Source organism: Pseudidiomarina insulisalsae (assembly GCF_003987065.1).
Taxonomy (GTDB): domain Bacteria; phylum Pseudomonadota; class Gammaproteobacteria; order Enterobacterales; family Alteromonadaceae; genus Pseudidiomarina; species Pseudidiomarina insulisalsae.
Map to the genome: position 1 here is coordinate 20484 of NZ_PIPY01000001.1, position 24556 is coordinate 45039.

Consider the following 24556-nt stretch of genomic DNA (forward strand, 5'->3'; position numbering starts at 1 on the left):
CAATAAAAACTTTTAATCTTTACTAAAAGTGAATATCCAGAGTAGCCCGGATATGTCGCCCCGGCTGTGCCAGTAACGGAATAACGGGATCATCCTGCGGATAGTTGCCCACCTGCGAGGCGTGCCAATAGCGCCGGTCGGTCAGGTTAAAAAGCCCTACGCCCACTTGCAGGTTCGCTCGCGGATACCACTGCCAGAGCCAGTCTAAAGTGGCATAACCAGGCGCACTGAATAGCGGCTCGCCGTCGTTATCCACAAGTTCTTTCTGGTCACGTTGAGCGCGTAGCAGAACGCGCGTATCCCAGACACCATTTAACGCGCTATAACGTAGCTCGGCCAGCATTGATGGCGGCTGTACCGTCGCCAGATCACGGCCATTGGTCTCATCTTCGCCCCGACTCGCTTGCAGCCAAATCTCGGAGGACCAGCGTCGGTCCCATTGCTGCTGCCAGCTGAGTTCAAGCCCTTCGATGACCACTTTATCGCGATTTACCGATTGGAATATGAGCAATTGTCGTTGTGGATCGAAACCCAGGGATGCCCGGCTTTCAATAAAGTCACTGTAGCGATTATGAAACGCCGTAACCTGCACCCTCGTATCCTGGCCATGCCAGCGTAGACCGGTCTCAAAGGTTACGCCACGTTCAGGTTCAAGGTCAGGGTTAGCAATCGCCAATACCCTAAACTGCGGGTAGTAAAGACCCACATTGACATCGGCAAAAGGCGGCGCGCGATAGCCGCGCGCATATTGCGCAAACCATTCTGCCTGTTCCGACCAGGGCCATAACAGGCCAAGTTTTGGCAACCAGGCATCATGACTTAAGTCAGCGACTTCACTTTGCGGGTAGCGCTCTTCAAATAGCGGATCGGAACGAACCTCAAGGTCATAACTTTCATACCTCAGCCCCGGACTCAGCGTCAGCCCAGCCTGGTTCAACTTAATCTCATCGTGCAAATAGATGCCGGCTTCATCAATTCTACTGCGCGGAAAGTCGCGAAGCGGAAAGATTTCACCCAGCAGGTTCTTTGTCAGCCGTTGCTGGGCATAATTCCACTGCCAGGCATCGCGCTCATCCCATACTTCGGCCCGACTCAGTTCAAATCCATAGCCCAGCCGCTGGGGTATACCGCCCCAATGCAGATCCATTTCCAGATCAGCGGCAACTCCGTAGCTATCGTAGTCATATCGAAAGCCGCGGAAAATGGATAGGGGCTCAGCCAGGTTCGCCCGTTCCTCGTAGGAATGCTGGTGAGTTTCGGCTTGCTGCACATACGCGCGCCACTGCCCGCGATCGGCCCATGCCTTTGATTCTGTTGTCAGACTAACGATAGCCCGCCATTCAAAACGTTCATCATCGCCGCGTAACGCTGTTGTATTCGCTTGACGGCCGCTACCAAGACTGTGCTGAACCTGCGTTTCAATGGTTTCGCGTAAGGCGTCAAAACTTACCTGCCAGGTGCCCATTGCGCTCAGTTGCTGCCATTTCAGCAAGGCGCCACTTTGCCGCACACGTTGTGGATCAAGCTCAGCGTCGTCCAGACCAGCAGCATCGGGTTCCTCCCGGTACCGCGCTGAGCCCGCTAATAACACACTGCTGTCGCCTTGTTGAAACGCTGTTGCCACCCGCCCATAACCACGCTGTGCGTCACTTGCTGCGCCCAGACGTAACGTCACGCCCTGCGTCGGACTAGTAAGCACATCTTCCGGAGTGAGGGTCTGAATCGCAACGACGCCTCCTAAGGCGTCACTGCCATAAAGTGTCGATGCCGGACCGCGCAAAATCTCAACACGATTGGCCAAGCCCAGATCCAGCAGTCCGCGGCCGGTATCTGAAAAACTCCCCACTGCGAAACGATCAGCTATCGCAACCTGATCTACGACAACGGCGGTGCGGTTACCACCAATACCGCGAATACGAAAACCGCTGTGACCAAACCGAGTACTAGCGTCATCAAGTTCTACTCCCATTTCATAACGCACCAGGTCCTGGGCGTTCAATACCATGTTGCGCGCGATCTCATCGGCTGTGATCACGCTCACTGTGCCGGCAATCTCGCTTAATTGACGTGGCTGGCGGTGCGCCACCACGGTAATCACTTCATCGGGGGTTATCTGTTCCTGGGTATCAGCTTGTTGCGCGGTGGCTGTCAGCGCCACCGCGTAACCTGCGAGACCACAGGCAATCCATAGCCTGCGCAGTCGTATTGGCATTAGTACACCTCGTTCCGTGTGTTGTAATTATTAAATTTGCCAGTAGGCGTCACAATTCTCTCGCCTTTGATGACATGCTTCAGTTGCCGTGTTTTGTCGTTGACAATAACTATCGCTGACTCTTCGTCCATACCACTCCAGACCGAAAACCAGACTTCGTCACCGGCCTTGTTGTACTCAGGTTGCACGATGCGCTTTGGTCCCGGACCCAAATCCGCCCATTCGGCAATCGGCAAGACTTCATAGCCTTTACTGAAATCGCGGGTATCAAATACCGCCACCGATTGCGCAATGTCGCTTTCCGGATTCAGGGGCGTATCAACCCAAAGGTTATGCGATTGCGGGTGCGTTTTGATAAAGAGGGAGCCGCCGCCCTGTCCGTCCAGAATCCGCACCACCTTGAATGCCTGTTCCGGGTGCCCTTCCGGATCGGTACCGATTAGCGTGATATTTGCATTACCCAGCGCACTGGTCGCCCACACCGGACCGTACTCGGGGTCGGTGAAGTTCGCGCCGCGGCCAGGGTGCGGGATCCGCTCTACCGGCACCAGCGCTTCAAGCTCACGTTCCAGCGCATCGACAACAGCAATACGGTCATTTTCATTTGCGGCGGTAAGGAAATAACGGCCGGAGCTGTCCCAGCCACCGTCGTGTAAAAACGGTGCCGCATCAATGGTTGTCACCTGCAAGTTATTAATATCCGAGTAATTCACCAGCTTGATCTGACCGGTTTCTTTCACATTCACAATAAACTCAGGATGTTTATGCGAACCCACAATAGCAGCAACCCGGGGCTCAGGGTGATATTCCTGGGTGTCGACCGTCATGCCACGGGTGGAAACGATTTTATGGGGCTCCAGAGTCTGTCCATCCATGAGTACGTAATGAGGCGGCCAGTAAGCACCGGCAATCGCAATTTTATCTTCATAACCTTTGAAGCGTGAATTCTCAACGGAACGAGCTTCAAGACCAATTTTAATCTCAGCAACTACCTGCGGCGGGAACATGTAAAGATCGATCAGGTCAATTTTTCCGTCGCGGCCAATGGTCGTGAAATAACGCCCTGAACTCGAGGCTCGCGAGATATGAACCGCATAGCCAGTATCGACGTAGTTCAGCACTTGCTTGCTTTCACCGTCGATAATCGCCACCTGACCAGCGTCGCGCAGCGTCACCGCAAACATGTTATCCACATCAAACTTATGCTGTGGTTCGCTGGGTCGATCTTCCGGTGCCACATGCACGGTCCAGCTATCCAGCATTTGCGGCATGCCCCACTCCGGTGGAGTCGGTGGCTCATGTTGAATGAACCGTGCCATCATGTCGATCTGCTCATCGGTCAGTTCACCTGAAGTTCCCCAGTTCGGCATACCGCCTGGCGAGCCATAATTAATCAGTGCTTTTAAGTATTCGGTGCCTTTTTCCTGCGTAATGTCCGGCGTTAGCGGCAATCCGGTGGCGCCTTTGCGTAACACGCCATGACAACCGGCACAGCGCTGAAAGTAAATCTTCTGTGCCAATTCAAACTCACGCTCGGTCATTGCCGGTGCCCCCGGAGTGACCACTTGCTTCCCACCTTCAACCGCCGATGGTGCGCCACGATACTTCACTTCGGCAACCGTGGCGTCGCCATGGGGTTGGCCGGCGGCACGGTCCTTCATACCGAGTCGCACCCGCACATCTTCAACATCCTCCGCGCTCAGCGACGGACCGCTGTTGCCCCAGCTCGACATCACATAGTTGGTAATCGCTGCCACGGTATCGTTATCCAGATGCTGCATAGGAGGCATGACAGCGTTATAGGTTTGGCCGTTCACTTCCAGCAGACCCGATTTACCTTGTAAAATGGTTTCAGCCACGTAGACCGGCTCGCCATTGACGTTAGGATTATCTGCCAGCGGAGGAAAGGCACCGGGTAAACCTTTACCGGTGGGTTGGTGACAGGCCTGACAGTTTTTTGCGTAGGCTTGCTGTCCCTCTTGCGCCGCTGCCGGATGACTGTATGAGAAGAATGCAGTGAGTACGCCAACTGCCAAAACCGGCGCACCCCGCCACAGTGAAAGGGGAAGTTTAAACGCTTGCATGGTTTGTCCTCCTTGATGGACATTCGGTATAAAAATTAACCGAATTTGATTGTAAGCGTAGAACAAGGAGAGCTATTGATCGATATCAATGAATGGAGAGAGTACGCTCACTTCCCTGAGGTACTCCCTTGTGAGTATCAGATGCTGACGCGTAACCCCCAGTGCTCCAGCGCAGCTTTGGCAAGCTCGTCGCGAAACTGTGGCGCGGCGATGCTGATCAGCGCTGAAGCACGTTCAGTGAGACTGCGCGCCCGTAAATTGGCGACTCCATATTCAGTCACCACATAGTGGACATGAGCCCGGGTCGTCACCACGCCAGCGCCGGGATCGAGCATCGCGGCGATGCGCGATACCCGCCCACCACACGCGGTAGAAGGTAACGCGATGACCGAGCGCCCGCCTTCGGAAAGGCTGGCACCACGGACAAAGTCCATCTGCCCACCAACCCCCGAATAAACACGGGTACCGATGGAATCCGCACAAACCTGGCCGGTCACATCCACCTGTAGGGCGCTGTTAATTGCCATCACCTGTTTATTTTGCCGAATCACCGAGGTGTCATTAGTATATTCCACATCCAGAAAAGCGACCTGAGGGTTATCATCAACAAAGTCGTAGAGCTTTTGGCTGCCCATTGCGAACGTAGTAACAATGCGCCCACGGTGCTTGCGCTTGCGTGAGTTATTAATTACGCCATTAGCCACCAAAGGCAGCACGCCGTCGGAAAACATTTCCGTGTGGATGCCAAGGTCACGGTGTCCCCCAAGGCACGCCAGGGTCGCGTCTGGTATCGCGCCAATCCCCATCTGCAAACAGTCACCATCGTCAATCAGCTCAGCAACCCGCTCACCAATACGTTGGGTGACCTCACTTTGCTGAGGCTGCGTATGCAAAGGCAGTTGCGCTTCGGCTTCGAAGTAGCGGTCGATCTGACTAATGTGAAGAAAGGAGTCACCATGAGTGCGTGGCATTTTAGGGTTTACCCAGGCAATCACCTTTTTTGCCACCTGCAACGCCGCGCGGGTAGCCTCAACTGAAATACCTAAACTACAGTTGCCATGTGCGTCCGGGGCGGAGACCTGAATAAGCACCGCATCGAGCGGCTGTTCACCCGAGCGAAATAGTTTTGGGATCTCAGACAAAAAGATCGGCACATAATCGGCCATGCCCTTGTTCACTGCTTCGCGCGTCGACTTACCGACAAAAAACGCGCGCTGGCGTAGATGTCCTTGCAGGTCTGGGTTTGACAGCACTTCACTATGTTCAGTATGCAGCTGCAACAAGGTCATGTTGCTACGCTGTAACGCAACTTCGGCAAGTCCCTCAAGTAACTTATAGGGTGTGGCAGCCATGGACTGGCACCAGATAACATCATTGTCAGCAAGAATTTCCAGCGCTTGTTGCGCATTCGCTACACGCATTTCGACTCCTTTTGCGGTAAAGTAAAGATGACATCAAGTAGAATAAGAGTAGGCATACCATGAAAGTATTCGCAATGTTAGGTGCAATCAATATGGCTCTTGGGGTAATTCTGGGCGCATTTGGGGCACATGGTTTAAAAGAAAAACTCGCGCCGCAGGCGTTGAACATTTTCCAGACCGGTGTGCAGTATCATATTTACCATGCGTTGGGTTTAATTATGGTCGCCGCCCTGCTGGTTCCGTACCCGAATGCCGGTGGCTTACGTACAGGAGGCTGGTTGCTACTGGCCGGGATTATTTTGTTTTCAGGTAGTCTGTATTTACTGGCATTAACCGGTATTCGCTGGTTTGGCCCGATTACACCGATTGGCGGCGCTTGTTTTATTATCGGCTGGTTATGGATTTTCTGGGCGGTGCTGAAAGAGCTTTGAGACCTGACGAAGGCTGCTGAAAATGCTGACAATGCTAGTGTTGCTGTTGCTTCACTTCGATGAACTCCATACCGACCTCGTGGCCTGCCAGCCGGCTGTACCGCTACAGCAGCAGTTCTGCCTGCAGCAAGATCTGCTCTCCTGGAATGAGGCCAGGCAAGTGCTTCGCCAACTGAATGCCTCAGTTGCGCGAGGGCCGACCTGGCGGCTTCCCACAGTTAAACAGTTGCGCTCTGTCCCGCTACCCTGCGACTTCAGCACGCCCGATAAACCTGACAACTGGTGGCTAAGCGCGGGGATCATCCGCCACGGTAATGAGATTTTGATCGCTGCCTATAACTGCGCTACAGGAAACACCGAGTTTGTGCCTGTCAGTGAATCATTGCGCGTGATGTTGCGCCGCTAGCATACCACCGTTGTCCGGCTCTAAGCGATACCATTGAAAAGGTCTTACTTGCGCAACACGTTGGGCCGAACGCAGCGCGTAGCAACACATCATAAAATCAGCTTCCTGATGAAAGACTGCCGCACTCTGATAGCCGGCAAATGCTTCTTTCAGTGTCGCGAGTAGCTTTCCCTGCCGCGCTTTGGTCACTGCCTCAGCCAGCGTCCAACGTTGATAAAACGTAGTCAGGTCAGAAACTTCCACGCCATCCATAAAGCCTTCAGAGAATTGTGAGATGAGATCATCATGGCGTTTGCGCACTGCAATGGCTTCAATATCGACGCCCAACTGTTCGGCCTGACCGAATGCGACTAACACAGCGTCTGCCTTGTGGCTAATGGAGCAGGCCAATTGCTCATTGCCTATGCGTAGTTGTGGCGCACCGTTTTGCTGCCGGGTAATGTGCACGTCCTCTTTGGCAGCGCCGGTTACTTCACACACCAACTTGCGTAGCAAACCACGCCCGGCCAGATGCTGTTGTTGTCTTGACTCACTCTGATAGGTTTGCGCGCGCGTAACTTCCGCAGCACTATTCCAGTTGGCCAGCGCCCTGGCAAGTTGTCGTAAAGCCAATCCATATGCAATATATATCAACCTGTATTCCCCACCTTAAAGTGACTTGTCGCTGCTGTGACTCAGTGCCAAAATAACCGGACAAGTTCATTATTGTTCGGGTCGCCGATGCGTTTACGTCATATCGAAGTTTTTCACGCCATTTATCATTCTGGCTCGCTTACCCGTGCTGCACAAGTATTACATATTTCGCAACCGGCAGTGTCAAAGACCCTCGCGCATGCAGAGCAACAGTTAGGGTTTAAGCTGTTTAAACGCAGCAAGGGCAAGCTTTTACCCACCGAGGAGGCCCATGCGCTTTTCCCTCAGGTGGAGCAATTGTACCGTCAGTTGCAAGGCGTAAAATCACTGGCGACCAACTTACAGCGCGATGCTGAAGGCCTAATCGACTTGGCCATTTCACCAGCCTTGGGTTTTGACAGTATACCGCTGGCAATAGCGCAGTTTCAGCAGGCTCATCCGAAGGTACGCTTTCGCTTACAAACTATTCATAATGATGAGGCTTTAACTACGCTGATTGAGCGCAAGGCTGAGCTGGCGATTTTATTTGATCCGCCCAGTTATCCCGGTACAGAAACCGTGGAAATAGCTCAGGTACCCATCAAGGCACTTTACCCCAAGCGGCTCTTTGCGGATCCTCCGGCCAGGTTAAGTCTAAGCCAACTGGCAGAACAGCAGCTGATTGATATCTCTGACAGCGGTCCAGTGGGACAACTGGTCTGGCGGCAATTACAGGAACAACAGTTACAACCACATAGTCAACAACAAGTGGATACCTACTTTATTGCCGCGCGTTTCGTCGCCTATGGTTTAGGCTGCTGCGCTATTGATGCTTTATCGGCGCGGGGTAACCGCAATGCCGACGTCGCTGTGGCAGATTTACAGCCGGCTCTCAGCTGTCCGCTACAGGGACTGCATCTGAGCAATAAATCTCTGACCAAACTTACTCAGGCTTTTTTGCCTTATCTGGCAAAGGCCATCACGCAGCTCAGCAACGAGTTATAACCTAAGGTTATGCGCTGACACGATCAATTCATTAGGCTTTTCCTACCAGCACGCTATGCTGCTGATTGTTTTATTCAGCCCGGAGTTGCTATGGTGTCCTTACCGAGTCCTTATCTGTTATTCATTGGCGATGCGACCGATCCGCTTAGCATTAAAATGGCGCGCAGTGCCGCTGACTGGAGCCCGGAAAAGTGTGTCGGCGAGTTACGTTTACCCGGCTGTCAGGTCACGACCGGCTGTCCGGCAATGTCCATTAGTGAAGCCACGCAAGCCGGAGCGAAAAGCCTGGTTCTTGGCTTTGCCAACAGTGGTGGTCACCTTGACCCGAATTGGCTACCTATCGTTCATGAGGCTATAGCGTCTGGCATGGACATCATCAGCGGTCTGCACGATCGTCTAAGCGCTATTCCTGAGCTGGTTGCCGCGGCAGAAAAATTTGGCGTGAAGCTGCATGATATCCGCCATCCGACACAACGCTTGCGTACAGGCAAAGGCTACGCGCGGCCAGGTAAGCGCTTACTCACCGTAGGTACCGACTGCTCGGTCGGAAAAATGTACACAACCCTGGCGCTTAGCCGCGAATTACAGCGACGACAAGCCAACGTTACTTTTCGTGCCACCGGGCAAAGTGGCATATTAGTCGCCGGTGAGGGCATTGCGATTGACTGCGTGATAGCTGACTTCATCGCCGGCGCCGTAGAGCAGTTAGCGCCAGCGAATGACGCTGATCACTGGGACTTAATTGAGGGTCAGGGGTCGCTATTCCATCCTGCCTTTGCTGGCGTCAGTCTTGGACTGCTGCATGGCGCACAGCCTGACGCATTGATTGTCTGCCATGCACTTGGCCGTAACAGCATGCGTGCAATCCACGGACGACCTTTACCCGGTCTGGCAGAAACGATTGAACTGAATCTGCAAATGGCGCGCGTAACCAACGTTAACGCGAAAGTCATCGGCATCGCTGTGAATACCTCAGCCGTCGACGAGGAGCAAGCGGTGACCTATTGTCAGGACGTCGAACAGCAGTTTGGTATGCCCTGTGTCGATCCGATCCGTCACGGCGTGGCGCGTCTGGCTGACATTATAGAGAAATGGTAAGTGAAAGTGGGCGGCTCACTTTACGCAAAGTAGCCGCCGCTGATGTGACTATTGAGGTCGCTGGAGCTTAACGGTTACCTTCACCGTCTTCATCACAAAGCTTTCTCAGCACGTCCTGAACTTCGTCCAGAGAATAGCCTTCCGGACCTGGCATATTCTCTTCCGTCGCGACCAGAAGCTCGCGGATGTCATACTCCCACTGCTCCAGCACTTTGCACTTCTCATCATGGGTGAGATTATCGTCATCCAGTACGTCTTGTGGCTTGTCATAAGCTGCTGACGGATCTTTTAAAATGTCTTCCAGTTTCATAACGCCTCCACTACTCAACATGACGCTAACGTCGGTTGATGAATAAATTTTTTCTGGCTGCTATTAGTCTAGACGACAGAGATGAATTCGCCACCCGGGCTGAGGAAGTTTGGAGCGGGAAACGAGATTCGAACTCGCGACCCCAACCTTGGCAAGGTTGTGCTCTACCAGCTGAGCTATTCCCGCATCAAGAAAAGAGAGTGAAATTGAAGTTTGGAGCGGGAAACGAGATTCGAACTCGCGACCCCAACCTTGGCAAGGTTGTGCTCTACCAGCTGAGCTATTCCCGCGTCAACTTCTGTTATCAAATGCGATAACGGAGGCGAATTTTACTGAATTCGGCAGGGTTTGCAACCGCTTTTTCAGCGAATCATGACTGAATGTCGAAAAAGTGCGCACGGTAGTGCTCTAATTCCTCTATTGACTCGCGAATATCTGCCAGCGCAGTATGGCTGCCCTGCTTTTGCACGCCAGCAGCAACCGCGGGTGCCCAGTACTTTGCCAGCTGTTTGACGGTGCTGACATCCAGGTTGCGATAATGAAAAAACGCCTCAAGTTCCGGCATGTAACGCGCCAGAAAACGGCGATCCTGACAGATACTGTTGCCACACATGGGTGAGCTGCCCGGCGTACACCATTGTTGCAAAAACGCCAGCGTCTCTTGCTCGGCTGTGGCTGCATCCTTGTCGCTGGCTTTAACCCGATCAACTAATCCAGACGCAGTATGCGTACGTACATTCCAGTCATCCATGCGCGCGAGAGTAGCGTCGGACTGATGCACGGCAATCACGGGCCCCTCGGCAAGCGGGCGCAACTGTTGATCGGTAACAATGGTAGCTATTTCAATGATGACATCCTGCTCGGGATCAAGCCCGGTCATTTCAAGGTCAATCCAGATAAGTCGATCGGCTGTTGCAGACATACAGTCACCCTTGCTAGCTAAAATAAAGATTCAAAGTTCGGATATTGTGCGCAATTGTAATCAGTTACACAACTGTTCAGGCGTAATCGCCGATTATACTGTATGATCAGGGCAAAATTATATTTCCCCCAATTAGGTCAGGAGCTTTGTGGGTAAACATCGTAAATTAAATAAAGGTCAGCTACGGCGCATGCGCGCCAATCAGCAGAAACGTCTGCAACAGGTGGAGCTGGCACAGGAACCGGATGACGCAAGTCTGGGCGCACCAGAGCCTGGCATTATTGTCAGCCGTTTTGGCCAGCACGCAGTGGTTGCGAATGAGCAGGATCAAACCTTTCGTTGCCATATCCGCCGTAGCATTGAGACGCTGGTCTGTGGTGATGAGGTGGTATGGCGGCGCCTGACGGCACAGACGGAGCAGACCGAACAAGGTGTAATTGAGGCCGTGCAACCGCGTCACTCATTACTGAGTCGTCCGGATTACTACGATGGCCTTAAGCCGGTAGCCGCCAACATCGATCAAATTCTGATTATTTCCAGTGTGTTACCGGCCTTCTCAGCGCAAATCATCGACCGCTATCTGGTCGCCTGCGAAGACATTGATATTACACCTGTGATTGTCTTGAACAAGGCAGATTTACTCGAAACACTGGCAGCAGACGCAGTCGATGAGATTGAGCAGACACTGACCATGTATGAAGCGATTGGTTACCAGGTGCTACGGGTTAGCGCCAAAACCCTGGGTGGCCTTGACGCTATCCAGAGCTTGTTACAGCAACAGGTCTCAATTGTTGTTGGTCAGTCGGGCGTCGGTAAGTCATCACTGGTCAATGCGTTGCTACCTGAGATTGAAACCGAAGTTGGCGATGTTTCAGCGGGTTCAGGTCTGGGACAGCATACAACGACAGTAGCAACGCGTTACCCGTTGCCTCAGGGCGGTTATTTAATCGACTCGCCGGGCATCCGCGAGTTCGCGTTGTGGCACCTTGATGAGAATCGTGTGGCCTGGTGTTTTAAAGACTTTCGGCCGTTTTTAGGACGCTGCAAATTCCGTGACTGCAAGCATCTGCCGCAAGACCCAGGCTGTGCGTTGCAAGAAGCTGTCGAATCAGGTGATCTGCACGCGCTTCGGTTGTACAATTTCCACAAAATTATCGAATCGATGGCCTCCACCAAGCCATCACGAGCAATACCACGAGGTAGTAAAAAGTGAATTTCGACGACGTCAAAATTAAGGTGCAATATCTTACCCCTAAGCACGCGTTATCACGCCTGGTGGGAAGATTTGCTGCGGCCAGGGCGGGCTGGTTTACCCAACTGTTTATTCGTTGGTTTATTCGCACTTACAAGGTTGATATGAGCGAGGCGGCTGACGAAAGTCCACGCGCCTACAAGACGTTTAATGATTTCTTTACCCGCTACTTAAAGCCCGAAGCGCGACCTTTTCAGGCTAACGAAGCGCATCAGTTTGCACATCCGGTCGACGGTGCAGTCAGCCAGTTAGGTGACATCGAAGACGGGCGTATTTTTCAGGCCAAGGGGCACGATTACAGCTTAACCGAGTTGTTAGGGGGGGACCCGCGTGACGCGCATTCATTTAAAAATGGTAAATTCGCGACGATTTATCTGGCGCCGAAAGATTATCACCGTATTCATATGCCTTGTGACGGCGTGTTACGCAAAATGATTTACGTGCCCGGCGACCTGTTTTCAGTCAATCCGCTTACCGCGGCAAATGTTCCTAACCTGTTTGCCCGCAACGAGCGGGTGGTGGCCATCTTTGATGGCGAATTCGGTAAATTCGCCATGGTACTGGTGGGGGCCACTATTGTCGCCAGTATTGGCACGGTTTGGGCTGGCACCGTGACGCCGCCGACGGGTAAACATGTGCATAGCTGGGAGTATCCGGCCAGCGGCGATCAGGCCATTCGCCTGAAGAAAGGTGAAGAGATGGGGCATTTTAAGCTGGGCTCCACCGTGGTCATGACCTTCCCTGAAGATGTCATCGACTTTGACGATGACCTGAAGCCACTTAGCGTCACCCGCGTCGGTACCGTACTTGGCGAGCGAGACGACTGACGCGATGTGGGTCATTGCGCATCGGGGCGCCAGCTTTGAGGCGCCGGAAAATACCCTTAGTGCCTTCGGCCGGGCGCTCGACGCGGGCGCCGAGGGCATTGAGCTGGACGTTTATCCATTGCGTGATGAGTGGATTGTCTTTCACGATCGCTACCTGGCCCGCCTGACCGCCCATCCCGGGCGGTTACAGGATCTCACCATAGATCAATTACGCAAGCTTAAAGTCTTTGGCCAACACCCGGTACCGACGCTGGACGAAGCGCTGGCATTTATCGCCGGCCGTTGTTGGGTCAATATTGAACTGAAAGGTGCCGATATTGCCCGCGGCCTTACCCGGCATATCCGCCAGGCCGTTGCCGAGCATAACTTTACTCAGGAACAACTACTGGTTTCGAGTTTTAACCATCATTGGTTGCGCCAGCTCAAGCAAGATCATCCCGAACAACCTATTGGTGCACTTACTACTTCGTGTCCACTCACGTACGCCGCCTTTGCCAGCGAGCTGGAGGCCTGGTCCGTGCATATCGATGTTGATTTCGTCACGCCTGAGTTCGTCGCTGACGCACATCAGCGCAACCTGAAGGTATTTGTATTTACCGTGGATGAACCCGAGGATATGCGTGAGCTTCATGCAATGGGGGTCGACGGTATCTTCACGAACCACCCCGTTGCCGCCCGTAATGTTATCGCGGGCTTACCTATGCAAGCCCGCGAAACCTGGCATATCGATTAATTTATCTCACCTTTATGGTGGGGATATTGTTGCTCAAGCTCGGTAAGTTCATGCGTGAGCGCCAGTGGTGAAGTGGTGTTGCGTGCCAGCACCGAGTACAGCGCCGGAATGACAAAAATAGTCAGAAATGCCGACAAAGCGACGCCGCAGAAAATGACCGTACCAATGACCATTCGGCTCTCAGCGCCCGGACCAGTGCCCAGAATCAACGGTACTGCACTCATCAGGGTAGTAAATGCGGTCATCACAATCGGCCGCAGGCGCTGTTGTGACGCTCGTACCACGGCCGCATCAAAACTATAGCCGGCATCGCGTAATTGGTTGGCGAATTCGACAATCAAAATACCGTTTTTCGCGGCCAGACCGATGAGCATGACGATGCCGATCTGGCTGTAGATATTCAGCGTCAGATCGGTGAAATACAGACCCACAGCAGCCCCTAAAATGGCCACCGGCACCATCAGCATAATCACCAGCGGGTGAATAAAGCTTTCAAACTGTGCCGCCAGGACCAGGTAAGCCACCACCAACGCCAGCACGAATACAAAAATCACGCTGCTGCCACTTTCCTGATACAGCTGCGATTCACCTTTGTAGTCAATGGAGACATCATCAGGCAGCTTTTCCTGCACAATAGTTTCCAGATAGGTTAACGCTTCGCCGAGTGAATAACCCTCGGCAAGGTTCGCCTCAATAGTGATACTGCGCATGCGGTTATAACGATTCAGTTGTCCCGCGGTAGCGCGCTCTTCAACGGTTACCAGGTTAGATAACGGGATCAGCTGCCCGGTAGCGTCCGAGCGGACGTAAATCTGATCGATAGCCGAGGGATCGCGATAATCAGCGCGCTCACCTTCGAGAATCACGTCATATTCTTCGCCGCGGTCCAGATAGGTGGTGACGCGACGCTCACCCAGCATGGTTTCGAGGGTACGACCGATATCACCGACCGACACACCAAGGTCCGCTGCGCGGGTCTGATCAATTTTAATCAGCAATTGCGGCTGGGTTTGTTTAAAGTCACTGTCGAGCTCAAGCAGATTCGGGTTCTTACTGGCCTCTTCAATGACGATATCGCGATAGGCCGCCAATTGCTCATAGGTGTTACCCTGCAAGACAAACTGAACCGGCCGCCCATTGCCGCCGGAAATACCGCTGCGCATAAAGGCAAAGGCACGAACTCCGGCCACCTGGTTAAGTTGCTCACTGATATCGTCCATCAGTTCAAAGGTACTCCAGTCACGCTGTTCATAAGGTACCGCGCCAACAATGGCAATACCCGCCGAGTTGCCCCAGCCCGGCGCGCGAACCAGCAGCCGGTCAATTTTGCCCTCGTCCAGATAAGGCAACAGCAAGGCTTCAATTTCTCGCATGTGCTCAGCATTCGATTCGAAACTGGCGCCCTCGGCACTGCGAACCATGACAAAGAAGGTGCCGCGATCTTCAGGCGGGACAAACTCCTGTGGCACCAGCTTTAGCATGTTGTAAGAGACAATACCGGAAAACAGTACCAACAGCACGGCCAGCCACGGATACGCCAGCGTCCGTTGCAGGACCCGCGCGTAACCACTTTCGACCCAGTTGAAAAAGCGGTCCACCGCTTTACCAAAACGACTGGTGCGCTCGCGCCGATGCAGAATCTTGGAGCTCAGCATGGGCGACAAAGTCAGCGCAGCAATACTTGAGCACAGCACCGCTGCGGCGATCGCCAGGGCAAATTCGGTAAACAACTGACCAATATTGCCTTCTAAGAAGGCAAGAGGAACAAATACCGAAATCAGCACCAGGGTGGTCGCGACCACCGCGAAACCAACCTCGCGGGCACCGCGGTAAGCTGCCAGCAGCGGCGGCTCACCTGCCTCAACACGACGATAGATATTCTCAAGTACAACAATCGAGTCATCGACCACCAGACCGATAGCAAGTACCAGCGCTAAAAGCGTCAGAAGGTTGACCGAGAAGCCCATCGCAAATAATGCAATGTAGGATGCAATAATCGCCACCGGCACGGTTAGCGCCGGAATTAGTGTGGCACGTACGTTACCGAGGAACAGGTAAATAACAATGACCACCAGCGCCATGGCTATTCCCAGCGTGTTATACACCTCGTCGATGGAGCCTTTAATAAAAATGGAGGAGTCATAACTCGGGACAATGATCATTGACTCCGGCAAGGTACGCTCAATTGCCTCAATTTCACGGCGAACATTTTCAACAACTTCAAGGGTATTGGCTTTAGATTGCTTAATGACGCCAATACCAATCATGTTGATACCATTGCCGCGGAATTCCGTTTTGTCGTCCTCTGAACCCATTTCAATGCGCGCAATTTCACCCAGACGCACCAGTTGGCCACTGTCGCCCCGGGTAATCGACAACTGATTAAATTGCTCCGGCGTCAGATAGGTACGCGCCACCCTGACGCTGAACTCGCGATCGACCGATTCGACCTCACCGGCTGGCAACTCCACATTCTCTGCCCGCAGCCGCGACTCAACATCGGTTACAGTAATACCACGTGCCGCCATGGCTTCACGGTCAAGCCAGACCCGCATTGCATAACGTCGCTCGCCACCGAGGTTCACGCGCGCTACGCCGTCAACCACTGAGAGCCGCTCTACAATGTAACGATCAGCGTAATCGGTAAGCTCCAGAATACTCAGATTTTCACTTCGCAGGTTATACCAGACCACCGTTGATTCATCTGAATTCGCCTTAGAAACTTCTGGCGGATCAACTTGTTCGGGTAAGTTATCGACGACTCGTGAGACACGGTCACGCACGTCATTCGCTGCGGCGTCGACATCGCGGTTGAGGGTAAATTCGATAGTGATTCGAGAGCGCCCGTTGCGGCTGCTCGAGCTAATATTTTTAATGCCTTCAATACCGCTAATCCGGTCTTCGATTAATTGTGTGATCTGGGTCTCGACAATTTCCGCTGAAGCGCCGGGGTAACTGGTATCAATGGAAACAACCGGAGGGTCAATATCGGGGTACTCACGCAGCGGCAACATGGTGAAGCACACAATACCAAAAACAATCAGCAATATGTTGACAACGGTAGCAAAAACCGGACGTTTGACTGACACATCAGAGAGTAACATGCTTAGCCCTCCTTGATGTTAACAGCGATTCCATCCCGCATGCGCACGATGCCTTCGGTGACTACTTTTTCGCCCACTTCGATGCCATCGACAATCTCTACCACACCGGGCTTGCGGCGACCAATCGTCACCTGTCGCTCGTGGGCAATATTATTGTCATCGATGACGTAAACAAAGTGCCGCGTATCAAGCGGTACTACGGCCCGCTCGGGAAGCTGCATGACATTCTCAACACTGCGCAGTAATTGCACCCGTAACAACATGCCCGGGCGCAGGCGTCCTTCTTCGTTCGCTAATTCGGCGCGCACAAGAATAGAGCGTGTCAAAGGATCGACCCGGGAGTCGATACTACGAATGGTACCGGTAAAGTCCCTGCCCGGATAGGCACCACTGCGGGCTTTTACCTCTTGGCCAATGGCCAGACTGGCGAAAAACAACTCGGGTACGTTGAAGTCGAGCTTAATCGGAGTAATGTCATCTAAGGTAGTGATTTGCTGACCCGGACTCACCAGCGAGCCCACGCTGATCTGGCGGATACCAAGACGACCGGCAAAAGGTGCGATAATTTGTTGCTGTGCCAGTTGGGTTTCAGCAACTTCAAGTGCGGCAACGATCTCTTTCACCACCACGTCCTGTGCTTCAACCTGCTGCACCGAGGCGGCATTCTGCTTGCGCAGATCTTTCAGGCGTTGATACTGACGGTTTGCCTCAGCTAAACGAAATTTTAGTTCCTGCACCCGTGCCAGCTCTTCACGCGCATCCAGCTCTACCAGCAGGTCGCCAGCCGCGACCGTGTCCCCGTCGTTAAAATGAACGGCGGTCACTTTGTCCTGAGTTTGCGCGGTAATCACCACCGACTCATTTGCCCGGGCGGTGCCCAGCGCTTCAATAATATCGCGAAAGGGCTTTACGGTAGCTTTCGTCACTTCAACCGGCACCGCCTGTTGCTGACGCTGCTCTTCCACCACCGGTTGATGGAAAAAGCTGAAATAGGCTGTCGCTGCGATCAATAAGACCACAACCAAAGAAATGGGATTTACAATTTTTGCCACCGCCACTGACTCCTTGAGGTGCTGAATTTCAGGCTCGACTGGCCTTACTAGAGTATGGCGCTATTGTAACGTGAGGATCATCGGCGGCAGCTCCGCTTACCGCCGATTCGTTGAGGTTTACCGCAAATTAACGGTGATAGGCAGGGCTCAGCTTATGTACGGCCTCAATAAAGGCACCAGCATGCTCAGGATCGACCTCTGGATGAATACCGTGACCAAGATTGAAAACATGACCATGACCATGGCCATAACTGGCTAAAATGGTCGCCACTTCCTCTTCAATGCGTTGCGGCGAGGCATACAACATACTCGGGTCCATATTGCCCTGTAATGCGACCTTGTCGCCTACCGCTTGTCGCGCAGTTGCAAGGTCGGTGGTCCAGTCAACCCCTAACGCATCAGCGCCGGTCGCCGCCATATCTGCCAACCAGGCGCCACCATTTTTCGTAAACAGGGTCACCGGCACCTGCCGGCCGTCGGCTTCGCGGGTAAGTCCGCTGACAATTTGCTGCATATAGCGCAACGAGAACTCACGGTAGTCACGCGGGCTGAGCACACCACCCCAGGTATCGAAAATCATGACTGCCTGCGCGCCCGCAGCAATCTGCGCATTCAGATAACTGGTAACGGACTGCGCCAGCTTATCGAGTAACTGATGCATGGCCTGTGGTTCAGCAAACATCAACTTCTTTACCTGACTAAAGTTCTTGGTGCTGCCACCTTCGACCATATAAGTGGCTAACGTCCACGGGCTGCCGGAAAAGCCGATCAGCGGCACCTTTCCGTTCAGTTCACGGCGGATGGTTCGCACTGCATCCATCACGTAGCCCAGCTCCTGCTCCGGATCAGGTACGCCAAGCCTGGAAATAGCAGCCAGATCACGCACCGGGCGCTCAAACTTAGGTCCTTCGCCGGTTTCAAAGTACAGGCCTAAACCCATAGCATCAGGAATGGTCAGAATATCGGAAAACAGGATAGCTGCGTCTAAAGGGAAACGGCGCAGTGGCTGCATCGTCACCTCACACGCCAACTCCGGGTTTTTACACAGCGCCATAAAGTCACCTGCCTGTTTACGCACTTCACGGTATTCAGGAAGGTAGCGGCCAGCCTGGCGCATCATCCAGATAGGGGTACGTTCAGTGGGTTCACGTAACAATGCACGTAAATAAAGATCATTTTGCAAAGTGCTCATGTCGCTTTGTTTTACCTGTATTAGCTTGGCCAAAAAATTGGGCGTTATTCTATCAGTCCCGACGCGATCATTCTCGATCTATTTGCGCTTTCACGGTCTGGATCAACTTATGCGCGATGGTACCCGGTAACGGAATATCCGGAAGCGCGTCAAAACCAAACCAGTCGCCTTGTTCCAGTTCGAACGGGTCAAAATGCAGATCACCAGCGGCCCACTCGGCTACGAAACCCATCATCAGCGAGTTAGGAAACGGCCACGGCTGGCTACAGACATACTGAATATTTTTTACCTCAATACCGGCTTCTTCCATGACTTCGCGCGCCAGCGTCTGCTCAAGACTTTCGCCCGCTTCAACAAAGCCTGCCAGTACCGAAAACAAGCCAGGGCGGTGCCGCTTGCCACGCGCCAGTAAAATTTTGTCCTGCTTACGAATCGCGACAATGATGCAAGGGGATATCCGTGGATAACACCGGTGCTGGCAGGCATGGCATTGCATCGCCAGCTCCCAGTCAACGGCCTGCATGCGCGTGCCGCAACGGCCACAATAACGGTGGGTGGTCAGAAACTCCGTTACCTGCTTGGCGCGTGCAGCCATCATAAACATCTCTTCATCATTTGCCTCTACCAGCGGCCGTAATGACTTGAACTCCCCAAGGGCGGCAAACGCATCGTCATTCAGATCGGCAACCACCAGATAACAACTGCGTTCGCGCAACTCACCCAGCCAAATCACCTGATACTCATCAAGATTGGGCATGGGTAATTCCTGTAGCCGACCGTGCGGGGGCAAATCGTTGGCATCGAAGGTGAGTTCACCCGCCGAACAGATAAACCACCAGGCCGGCTCATCAGCAGATGGGCGTTGATAAGGTTTTGTCATAGTAGTGATTCGTCGGTACAGTAAAAAGAGTTGACCTTAGCTTAGCATCATCGTTAGATTGACTCTACGCACACATAAGGAGAGGTAGACCATGCTAAAGCGACAAGAACAAGCCAAGCAACGTTGGGGTGGAGCCCACCAAGCCGTTGATATGTGGCTTCACGAGCGCCAGGAATTATTGATCGAGTACTTCAAACTGGCGGCCCTGCCTCCTTATGAGCGTGACAATCAGGCACTGCCTGCGCTGAGCGATATCCACAGCTTCTGTGCCTTGCTCATGGACTATATTTCGGCCGGTCACTTCGAAGTCTATGATCAGATTATCCGCAACTGCAAAGAAGCCCCGAAAGTGACCCAGGAGCTCGCCGATGAACTATTTCCGCTCATTGGCGATACTACCGAAATCGCGCTCGACTTTAATGATACGTATGGCGAAGTAGATGACCAAAATCTGTTAGTCGACTTTGACCAACGTCTCTCTGGACTAGGTGAAGCGCTGGAATTGCGCATGGAATTTGAAGATCGCCTTTTAAACGCCCTGGAACAACATCGTTTACTGGATAAGTCAACGGAGACGTAAAGCAGGCGTCGTATCCCGGGGGGGCAGGCAACCTTTGCCTGCCCCCTTTTTTTATCATCATACCTATCATCTCTTCGGCAGCTGCCCCGCACAGGCGCGACGCCCACAGCACCTTTTGTTGCAACCAAGTTTTTTGATTGACGATACGTTATTGTCATGCCTATTATTTGAACAGCCACCCCCGTCATCTGGCTTTATTCTTATTACTTAGACAATAAGGACGTGCTATGAAAAGAGTAAAAATAATCGCGGCCTCGCTAACGGTTTTGTCACTGTTAAGCAGTGGGCCAATTGCAGCGAAAACGGTATCCGGACAGGAGCCTGCAGCGAAAGTTATACGGTTAGTAGCATCTACGATAGGACTTTCCAGAGATGAGCTCAACCGAGCGTTTTTCGTCATCGCTGATTTTCAGGCCCGTAAGCTCACCCTCCCTGAGCTCGACGCTCTTTCCGACGACCAGGTATTAGCTAAAATTGATTTTGATGCTGAACCTTATGCCAGCCTCGAAAGCGAACAAATGATGCTCATTGCAAAGCGCTACGAACTTGAGGTCGAAATGCTGGCTTCCCGCGCCAATGTTGATATCGAGAAATTCCGTCAGTTTTACCGGACGTTTGATATGACCATGACGACCGCTTTAAGTTTAAATCGTTACGCCGCCGCTCCAGGTGGTTCTGCAGCGGGAGCTAAATCCTCTGCCCACGCTACACTTAGCTATTTTGATGACGATGATTTTGATGGCCCGGTGGTTGAATGTGGTCGATCTTGTCGGGTTATTATCGAGCAAATGTTCGATGATTTTCAGGATCAACTGGACATCATAGCTGCTATGCAGGACTGGGAAAATCAAAATGGCGCACAGCCAGTGGGAACGACCGCTCGAATTGTCGATAGCGAATCGGGCAGTTTCATTGAGGTTCAGAAGCAACTGAGCTCTGTGCCCTGGGCTCCTTTAAGTACTGACCTGAAGTGTGCCACTGTGGCGTGTAGTTAATCGCCCGGGTTTGGCCTACCAATAAGGCTTTGCCAACAAAAAAGCGCCGACGAACGGCGCTTTTTTCATTGCTTAAGGAAGCTCAAAGCTTAGCCTTGCACTTCGACGTCCGCCTGCGGCTCCGCTGGCTTGTCTTTAACGTCAATAAGCTCAACTTCAAAAATCAGCGTTGACCGAGGTGGAATGGTGCCACCGCCCACTTCGCGGTCACCGTAGGCCAGCTCTGGTGGAATCACAAAGCGGTACTTGTCGCCCACGCTCATTAGCTGCACGCCTTCAGTCCAGCCTGGAATGACGCGGTTTAATGGGAATACTGCTGGCTCACCACGCTCAATTGAGCTGTCAAATACGGTACCGTCAACCAGGGTACCTTCATAGTGAACTTCAACGATGTCGTCAGCAGCAGGCTGCTCGCCGCCTTCTTCACCTTCTTCGATCACTTCATAAGCGAGACCCGACTCAGTCACGACCACACCGTCTTTAGCGACAAACTCAGCAAGGTAAGCTTCACCTTCGGCCTGTGATTCAGCACCTAACTTCGACGTCTTCATCTCGGTATATTGCTGCTGCATAGTGGTCAGCAGTTGCTCGGTTTCTTCTTCAGTCAGCTTTGACTGGTCTTTCAGCGAGTCGACAAAGCCGGCGATAACCTGGTTGCGATCCAGTACCAGATCCATCTTGTCCTGCTCATCAAGGTTGCTACCGACGAAGGTGCCGACTGACGCGCCCAAGGCATAGGCCATTTTGGCCTGCTCTTCAGTTGGCGCCTGCTCTGTCACCGGGTAGGGTTCTTGTTTTTCCTGAGTACAACCAGCGATTGCGAGCGCCACCAGGCTGATCGCAAATGTTTTCTTTAAATAGCTCATTCCTTTTTACTCCAAGATTGAATTCTTGCTGTTAACAGGGTCTAATGCGTTGCGATTCCTATACTACACATAAATTGGGGCATTTGCCTATGGCTGAACTCGACTCTGACGCAATACTCACACAATTAGCCGATTTGGAAAGTCGTCTGGCGTTTCAGGATGACACCATTGAGACCCTGAATCAGTTAGTAACCCAACAAAGCGACCAGTTACAACGCATGGAGCAGCAACTGAAGTTGCTAGGTCGCCGCTTACAACAAATGCAGGAGCGCAACGACGAAGGTCAACCGCTCAGTGCTGCGGACGAAATTCCACCTCACTATTAAAAGTTGGCCGACGAGGTCCGGGAGGTGAACTTGACCCCGAGGTTGTGACCCCGTATAACAAATATTCCTCTTGTTACGGAGTTGCTATGTCGGTCAAACACCCTATCATTGCGGTCACAGGTTCCTCAGGCGCTGGTACAACGACGACCAGTCAGGCCTTGCGGCACATTTTCCGCTCGCAGGATATCACTGCGGCCTGCGTTGAGGGTGACAGTTTTCATCGTTACTCACGACCCGAAATGGATGTCGAAATTCGCAAAGCACAGGAACAAGGCCGTCATATCAGTTACTTCGGCCCTGAGGCTAACGATTTTGAGCGGCTTGAAGCCTTATTCCGACAATACGGCGAGTGCGGTAATGGCGAGGTCCGCCGTTACCTGCATAGTTTCGACGACGCCGTTCCCTATCATCAAATGCCCGGTACCTTCACGCCCTGGGAGTGCCTGAACAGCGAGACCGATCTGCTTTTCTATGAGGGCTTGCATGGCGGCGTGAAAACCGATGCGCACGATGTCGCCAGCCACGTCGACCTGCTTATCGGCATGGTGCCTATTGTGAACCTGGAATGGATTCAAAAGCTCTTACGCGATACCGCCGAGCGGGGGCATAGTCGCGAAGCAGTGACACAAAGTATTGTGCGCAGCATGGAAGATTACATTCACCATATTGTGCCGCAGTTCTCGCGCACCCATATCAACTTTCAGCGCGTGCCTACGGTCGACACCTCGAACCCGTTCAGCGCCAAAGATATTCCGTCATTGGACGAAAGTTTTGTGGTGATTCGGTTTCGCGGCATGCGCAACGTCAATTTTCCGTACTATCTGCAAATGATTGACGGCGCCTTTATGTCGCGCATGAACACGCTGGTAGTTCCGGGCGGCAAAATGGTGTTCGCGATGGAGCTGATTTTGGCGCCGTTAATTGAAGAAATGATGTTTGCCAAGCAACACGGTGGCAAACCAGGCTGGCTCAAACGCTAAGCGCTCTTTAGCCAGCGCTCCTGCCATTCGGCACCACGGTCCTGCGCCAGCAAAGGTGTAATGAAGTTCATGATGGTCGCGACCTGTTGCACGACCCCATAAGGTGGATTCACAAATAACATCCCACAACCGTTCATGCGCGTTGCGTCTTGCGGGCCGCGCACCAGCAGATCCACAGCGTAGGCTTTACTCACATGTGGCAGGTCCGCGACCTGTTGATGGAAGTCACCGATGATCAGCGGGTCTTTTATCGGGTACCAGATCACATAACTACCGGTGGCCCAGCGTTTGGTGCCTGCCCCAAGCGCCTGCACCACCTGACTAAATTCATCGCGTTGCTCGAACGGCGGATCAATTAATACCATACCGCGTTTAATCGGAGGTGGCGTTAATGCTTTTAACGCCGCGTAGCCATTGCGCCCCAGCTCAACTTTCACCTGTCCCCGCGACGGAAAATCACGGCTGACATTCTGCGCCAGTGCCCGCGCATCTTCCGGATGCAGTTCACACAGGGTCAATTGATCTTGTGCGCGCAACTGCAAGGCTGCCAGATAGGGAGAGCCCGGATACCATCGTAAGGCGTCATCAGCATTTAAGTGCCGAACTGCCTGTAAATAACCCTGCAGCTCTTGCGGGGCTTCCGGCGCTGCCAGTAACCTGGCGATGCCTGACTGCCATTCGCCGGTCTTGCTGGCCTGTTCGCCCAGCAAATCATACATACCAATACCAGCATGGGTATCAAGCAGCCAAAACGGCTTATCCTTTTCTTGCAAATAAGCAAGACACGCCCATTGCAGAGCGTGTTTCATCACATCGGCAAAGTTGCCCGCATGGTAGCTATGGCGGTAGTTCACTTACTCAGCCTGCTCAATACTGTAGCTATGCGTCATCACCACCGACGCTTCCAGCATTTTGGCAACCGAGCAGTATTTTTCCGCCGATAGTTGCACGGCGCGTTCAACATGCTTCTCGGCAACGTCATGTCCGCTGACAACAAAATGCAAATGTACCTTGGTAAATACCGCCGGAATGCCGTCAGCGCGCTCGCCATGTACCTCACAGCGACAGCCGGTCACCTGCTGGCGAGCTTTCTCAAGAATGCTGACGACGTCAACCGACGAACAACCGCCAGCAGCTGCCAGCACCAGTTCCATAGGCGACGCTGCGGTCGCCTTATTGCCATCCATGACGACGTCGTGGCCTGACCCGGTACTTGCTTTGAACACCAGGTCATTTTGCCATTCTACGTTAGCCTGCATTGCTGCTGC

General features: G+C 52.9%; 24 protein-coding genes and 2 tRNA genes. 11 read left to right on the top strand and 15 right to left on the bottom strand.

What is annotated here, in order from left to right; all coding sequences use genetic code 11:
- Positions 1-22: 22 nt before the first annotated feature.
- From CWI71_RS00110 to CWI71_RS00120, 3 genes are all read right to left on the bottom strand, one after another.
- Positions 23-2212 carry a TonB-dependent receptor domain-containing protein gene (locus CWI71_RS00110; RefSeq protein WP_126753217.1) on the bottom strand — a complete coding sequence of 730 codons (2190 nt, stop codon included), beginning with the start codon at positions 2210-2212 and terminating at the stop codon, positions 23-25.
- Entirely contained in the window at positions 2212-4296 is a 2085-nt protein-coding gene (locus CWI71_RS00115) for a cytochrome D1 domain-containing protein (protein ID WP_126753218.1), read from the bottom strand. The genes CWI71_RS00110 and CWI71_RS00115 overlap by 1 nt, the downstream gene beginning before the upstream one ends.
- Before the next feature lie 137 nt (positions 4297-4433).
- Complete coding sequence (locus CWI71_RS00120; RefSeq protein ID WP_126753219.1) at positions 4434-5717, bottom strand: acetyl-CoA hydrolase/transferase family protein; 1284 nt, start codon at positions 5715-5717, stop codon at positions 4434-4436.
- Between the two features lie 59 nt (positions 5718-5776).
- On the opposite strand from CWI71_RS00120, the gene CWI71_RS00125 reads away from it, so the two are divergent.
- Both CWI71_RS00125 and CWI71_RS00130 read left to right on the top strand, forming a co-directional pair.
- Positions 5777-6148, top strand: coding sequence for a DUF423 domain-containing protein (locus CWI71_RS00125; RefSeq protein ID WP_126753220.1), 372 nt, complete (start codon positions 5777-5779; stop codon positions 6146-6148).
- Between the two features lie 22 nt (positions 6149-6170).
- Positions 6171-6554, top strand: a complete 384-nt coding sequence (locus CWI71_RS00130; protein ID WP_126753221.1) for an Lcl C-terminal domain-containing protein — start codon at positions 6171-6173, stop codon at positions 6552-6554.
- On the opposite strand, the gene CWI71_RS00135 is transcribed toward CWI71_RS00130, so the two are convergent.
- A complete protein-coding gene (locus CWI71_RS00135; RefSeq protein ID WP_126753222.1) occupies positions 6528-7166 on the bottom strand; it encodes a 4'-phosphopantetheinyl transferase family protein in 639 nt (212 codons plus the stop codon). The genes CWI71_RS00130 and CWI71_RS00135 overlap by 27 nt on opposite strands.
- A 108-nt stretch (positions 7167-7274) precedes the next feature.
- On the opposite strand from CWI71_RS00135, the gene CWI71_RS00140 reads away from it, so the two are divergent.
- Both CWI71_RS00140 and dgcN read left to right on the top strand, forming a co-directional pair.
- The gene (locus CWI71_RS00140) at positions 7275-8171 is read left to right on the top strand and encodes a LysR family transcriptional regulator (protein WP_126753223.1); all 897 of its coding nucleotides are present in this window, start codon (positions 7275-7277) and stop codon (positions 8169-8171) included.
- 90 nt (positions 8172-8261) lie between these two features.
- A complete protein-coding gene (gene dgcN / locus CWI71_RS00145; RefSeq protein WP_420849276.1) occupies positions 8262-9269 on the top strand; it encodes an N-acetyltransferase DgcN in 1008 nt (335 codons plus the stop codon).
- Between the two features lie 67 nt (positions 9270-9336).
- Here dgcN and CWI71_RS00150 read toward each other — a convergent pair whose 3' ends face one another.
- The 4 genes from CWI71_RS00150 to orn form a co-directional block, all read right to left on the bottom strand.
- The gene (locus CWI71_RS00150; protein WP_126753224.1) at positions 9337-9579 is read right to left on the bottom strand and encodes a hypothetical protein; all 243 of its coding nucleotides are present in this window, start codon (positions 9577-9579) and stop codon (positions 9337-9339) included.
- A 110-nt stretch (positions 9580-9689) separates the two neighbouring features.
- Positions 9690-9765 (bottom strand) — tRNA-Gly (locus CWI71_RS00155).
- 28 nt (positions 9766-9793) lie between these two features.
- Positions 9794-9869: transfer RNA gene (locus CWI71_RS00160), tRNA-Gly, on the bottom strand.
- An 80-nt stretch (positions 9870-9949) separates the two neighbouring features.
- Entirely contained in the window at positions 9950-10501 is a 552-nt protein-coding gene (orn, locus tag CWI71_RS00165) for an oligoribonuclease (protein WP_126753225.1), read from the bottom strand.
- Positions 10502-10649: 148 nt separating this feature from the next.
- Between orn and rsgA the strand changes: the two genes are divergently transcribed.
- Genes rsgA through CWI71_RS00180 form a run of 3 tightly spaced genes read left to right on the top strand, consistent with a single transcriptional unit; the run spans position 10650 to position 13313 of the window.
- Positions 10650-11714 (top strand): small ribosomal subunit biogenesis GTPase RsgA, encoded by a 1065-nt coding sequence (rsgA, locus tag CWI71_RS00170; RefSeq protein WP_126753226.1) that lies wholly within the window; start codon positions 10650-10652, stop codon positions 11712-11714.
- Entirely contained in the window at positions 11711-12580 is an 870-nt protein-coding gene (gene asd / locus CWI71_RS00175) for an archaetidylserine decarboxylase (RefSeq protein WP_126753227.1), read from the top strand. The genes rsgA and asd overlap by 4 nt, the downstream gene beginning before the upstream one ends.
- Positions 12561-13313, top strand: coding sequence for a glycerophosphodiester phosphodiesterase (locus CWI71_RS00180; RefSeq protein ID WP_241967564.1), 753 nt, complete (start codon positions 12561-12563; stop codon positions 13311-13313). Before asd ends, CWI71_RS00180 begins: the two co-directional genes overlap by 20 nt.
- Here the strand turns inward: CWI71_RS00180 and CWI71_RS00185 are convergent.
- The 4 genes from CWI71_RS00185 to nudC form a co-directional block, all read right to left on the bottom strand.
- Positions 13310-16417, bottom strand: coding sequence for an efflux RND transporter permease subunit (locus CWI71_RS00185; protein WP_126753228.1), 3108 nt, complete (start codon positions 16415-16417; stop codon positions 13310-13312). The genes CWI71_RS00180 and CWI71_RS00185 overlap by 4 nt on opposite strands.
- A gap of 2 nt (positions 16418-16419) precedes the next feature.
- Entirely contained in the window at positions 16420-17469 is a 1050-nt protein-coding gene (locus CWI71_RS00190) for an efflux RND transporter periplasmic adaptor subunit (protein WP_241967565.1), read from the bottom strand.
- A 127-nt stretch (positions 17470-17596) separates the two neighbouring features.
- Positions 17597-18661 (bottom strand): uroporphyrinogen decarboxylase, encoded by a 1065-nt coding sequence (hemE, locus tag CWI71_RS00195; protein WP_126753230.1) that lies wholly within the window; start codon positions 18659-18661, stop codon positions 17597-17599.
- Positions 18662-18728: 67 nt separating this feature from the next.
- Positions 18729-19541, bottom strand: a complete 813-nt coding sequence (gene nudC / locus CWI71_RS00200; RefSeq protein ID WP_126753231.1) for an NAD(+) diphosphatase — start codon at positions 19539-19541, stop codon at positions 18729-18731.
- 91 nt (positions 19542-19632) lie between these two features.
- On the opposite strand from nudC, the gene rsd reads away from it, so the two are divergent.
- Together rsd and CWI71_RS00210 are read left to right on the top strand one after the other, a co-directional pair.
- Positions 19633-20121, top strand: coding sequence for a sigma D regulator (gene rsd / locus CWI71_RS00205; RefSeq protein ID WP_126753232.1), 489 nt, complete (start codon positions 19633-19635; stop codon positions 20119-20121).
- A gap of 227 nt (positions 20122-20348) precedes the next feature.
- Positions 20349-21116, top strand: coding sequence for a hypothetical protein (locus CWI71_RS00210; protein WP_126753233.1), 768 nt, complete (start codon positions 20349-20351; stop codon positions 21114-21116).
- A gap of 89 nt (positions 21117-21205) precedes the next feature.
- Here CWI71_RS00210 and fkpA read toward each other — a convergent pair whose 3' ends face one another.
- Positions 21206-21982, bottom strand: coding sequence for an FKBP-type peptidyl-prolyl cis-trans isomerase (gene fkpA, locus CWI71_RS00215; protein ID WP_126753234.1), 777 nt, complete (start codon positions 21980-21982; stop codon positions 21206-21208).
- A gap of 89 nt (positions 21983-22071) precedes the next feature.
- Between fkpA and CWI71_RS00220 the strand changes: the two genes are divergently transcribed.
- Positions 22072-22308, top strand: a complete 237-nt coding sequence (locus tag CWI71_RS00220) for a SlyX family protein (RefSeq protein WP_126753235.1) — start codon at positions 22072-22074, stop codon at positions 22306-22308.
- 86 nt (positions 22309-22394) lie between these two features.
- The gene (locus tag CWI71_RS00225; RefSeq protein ID WP_126753236.1) at positions 22395-23288 is read left to right on the top strand and encodes a phosphoribulokinase; all 894 of its coding nucleotides are present in this window, start codon (positions 22395-22397) and stop codon (positions 23286-23288) included.
- On the opposite strand, the gene CWI71_RS00230 is transcribed toward CWI71_RS00225, so the two are convergent.
- The gene (locus tag CWI71_RS00230) at positions 23285-24142 is read right to left on the bottom strand and encodes a 23S rRNA (adenine(2030)-N(6))-methyltransferase RlmJ (protein WP_126753237.1); all 858 of its coding nucleotides are present in this window, start codon (positions 24140-24142) and stop codon (positions 23285-23287) included. The genes CWI71_RS00225 and CWI71_RS00230 overlap by 4 nt on opposite strands.
- On the bottom strand, positions 24143-24547 hold the full coding sequence (locus CWI71_RS00235; RefSeq protein ID WP_126753501.1) for an OsmC family protein: 405 nt from the start codon (positions 24545-24547) through the stop codon (positions 24143-24145).
- Positions 24548-24556: the final 9 nt, after the last annotated feature.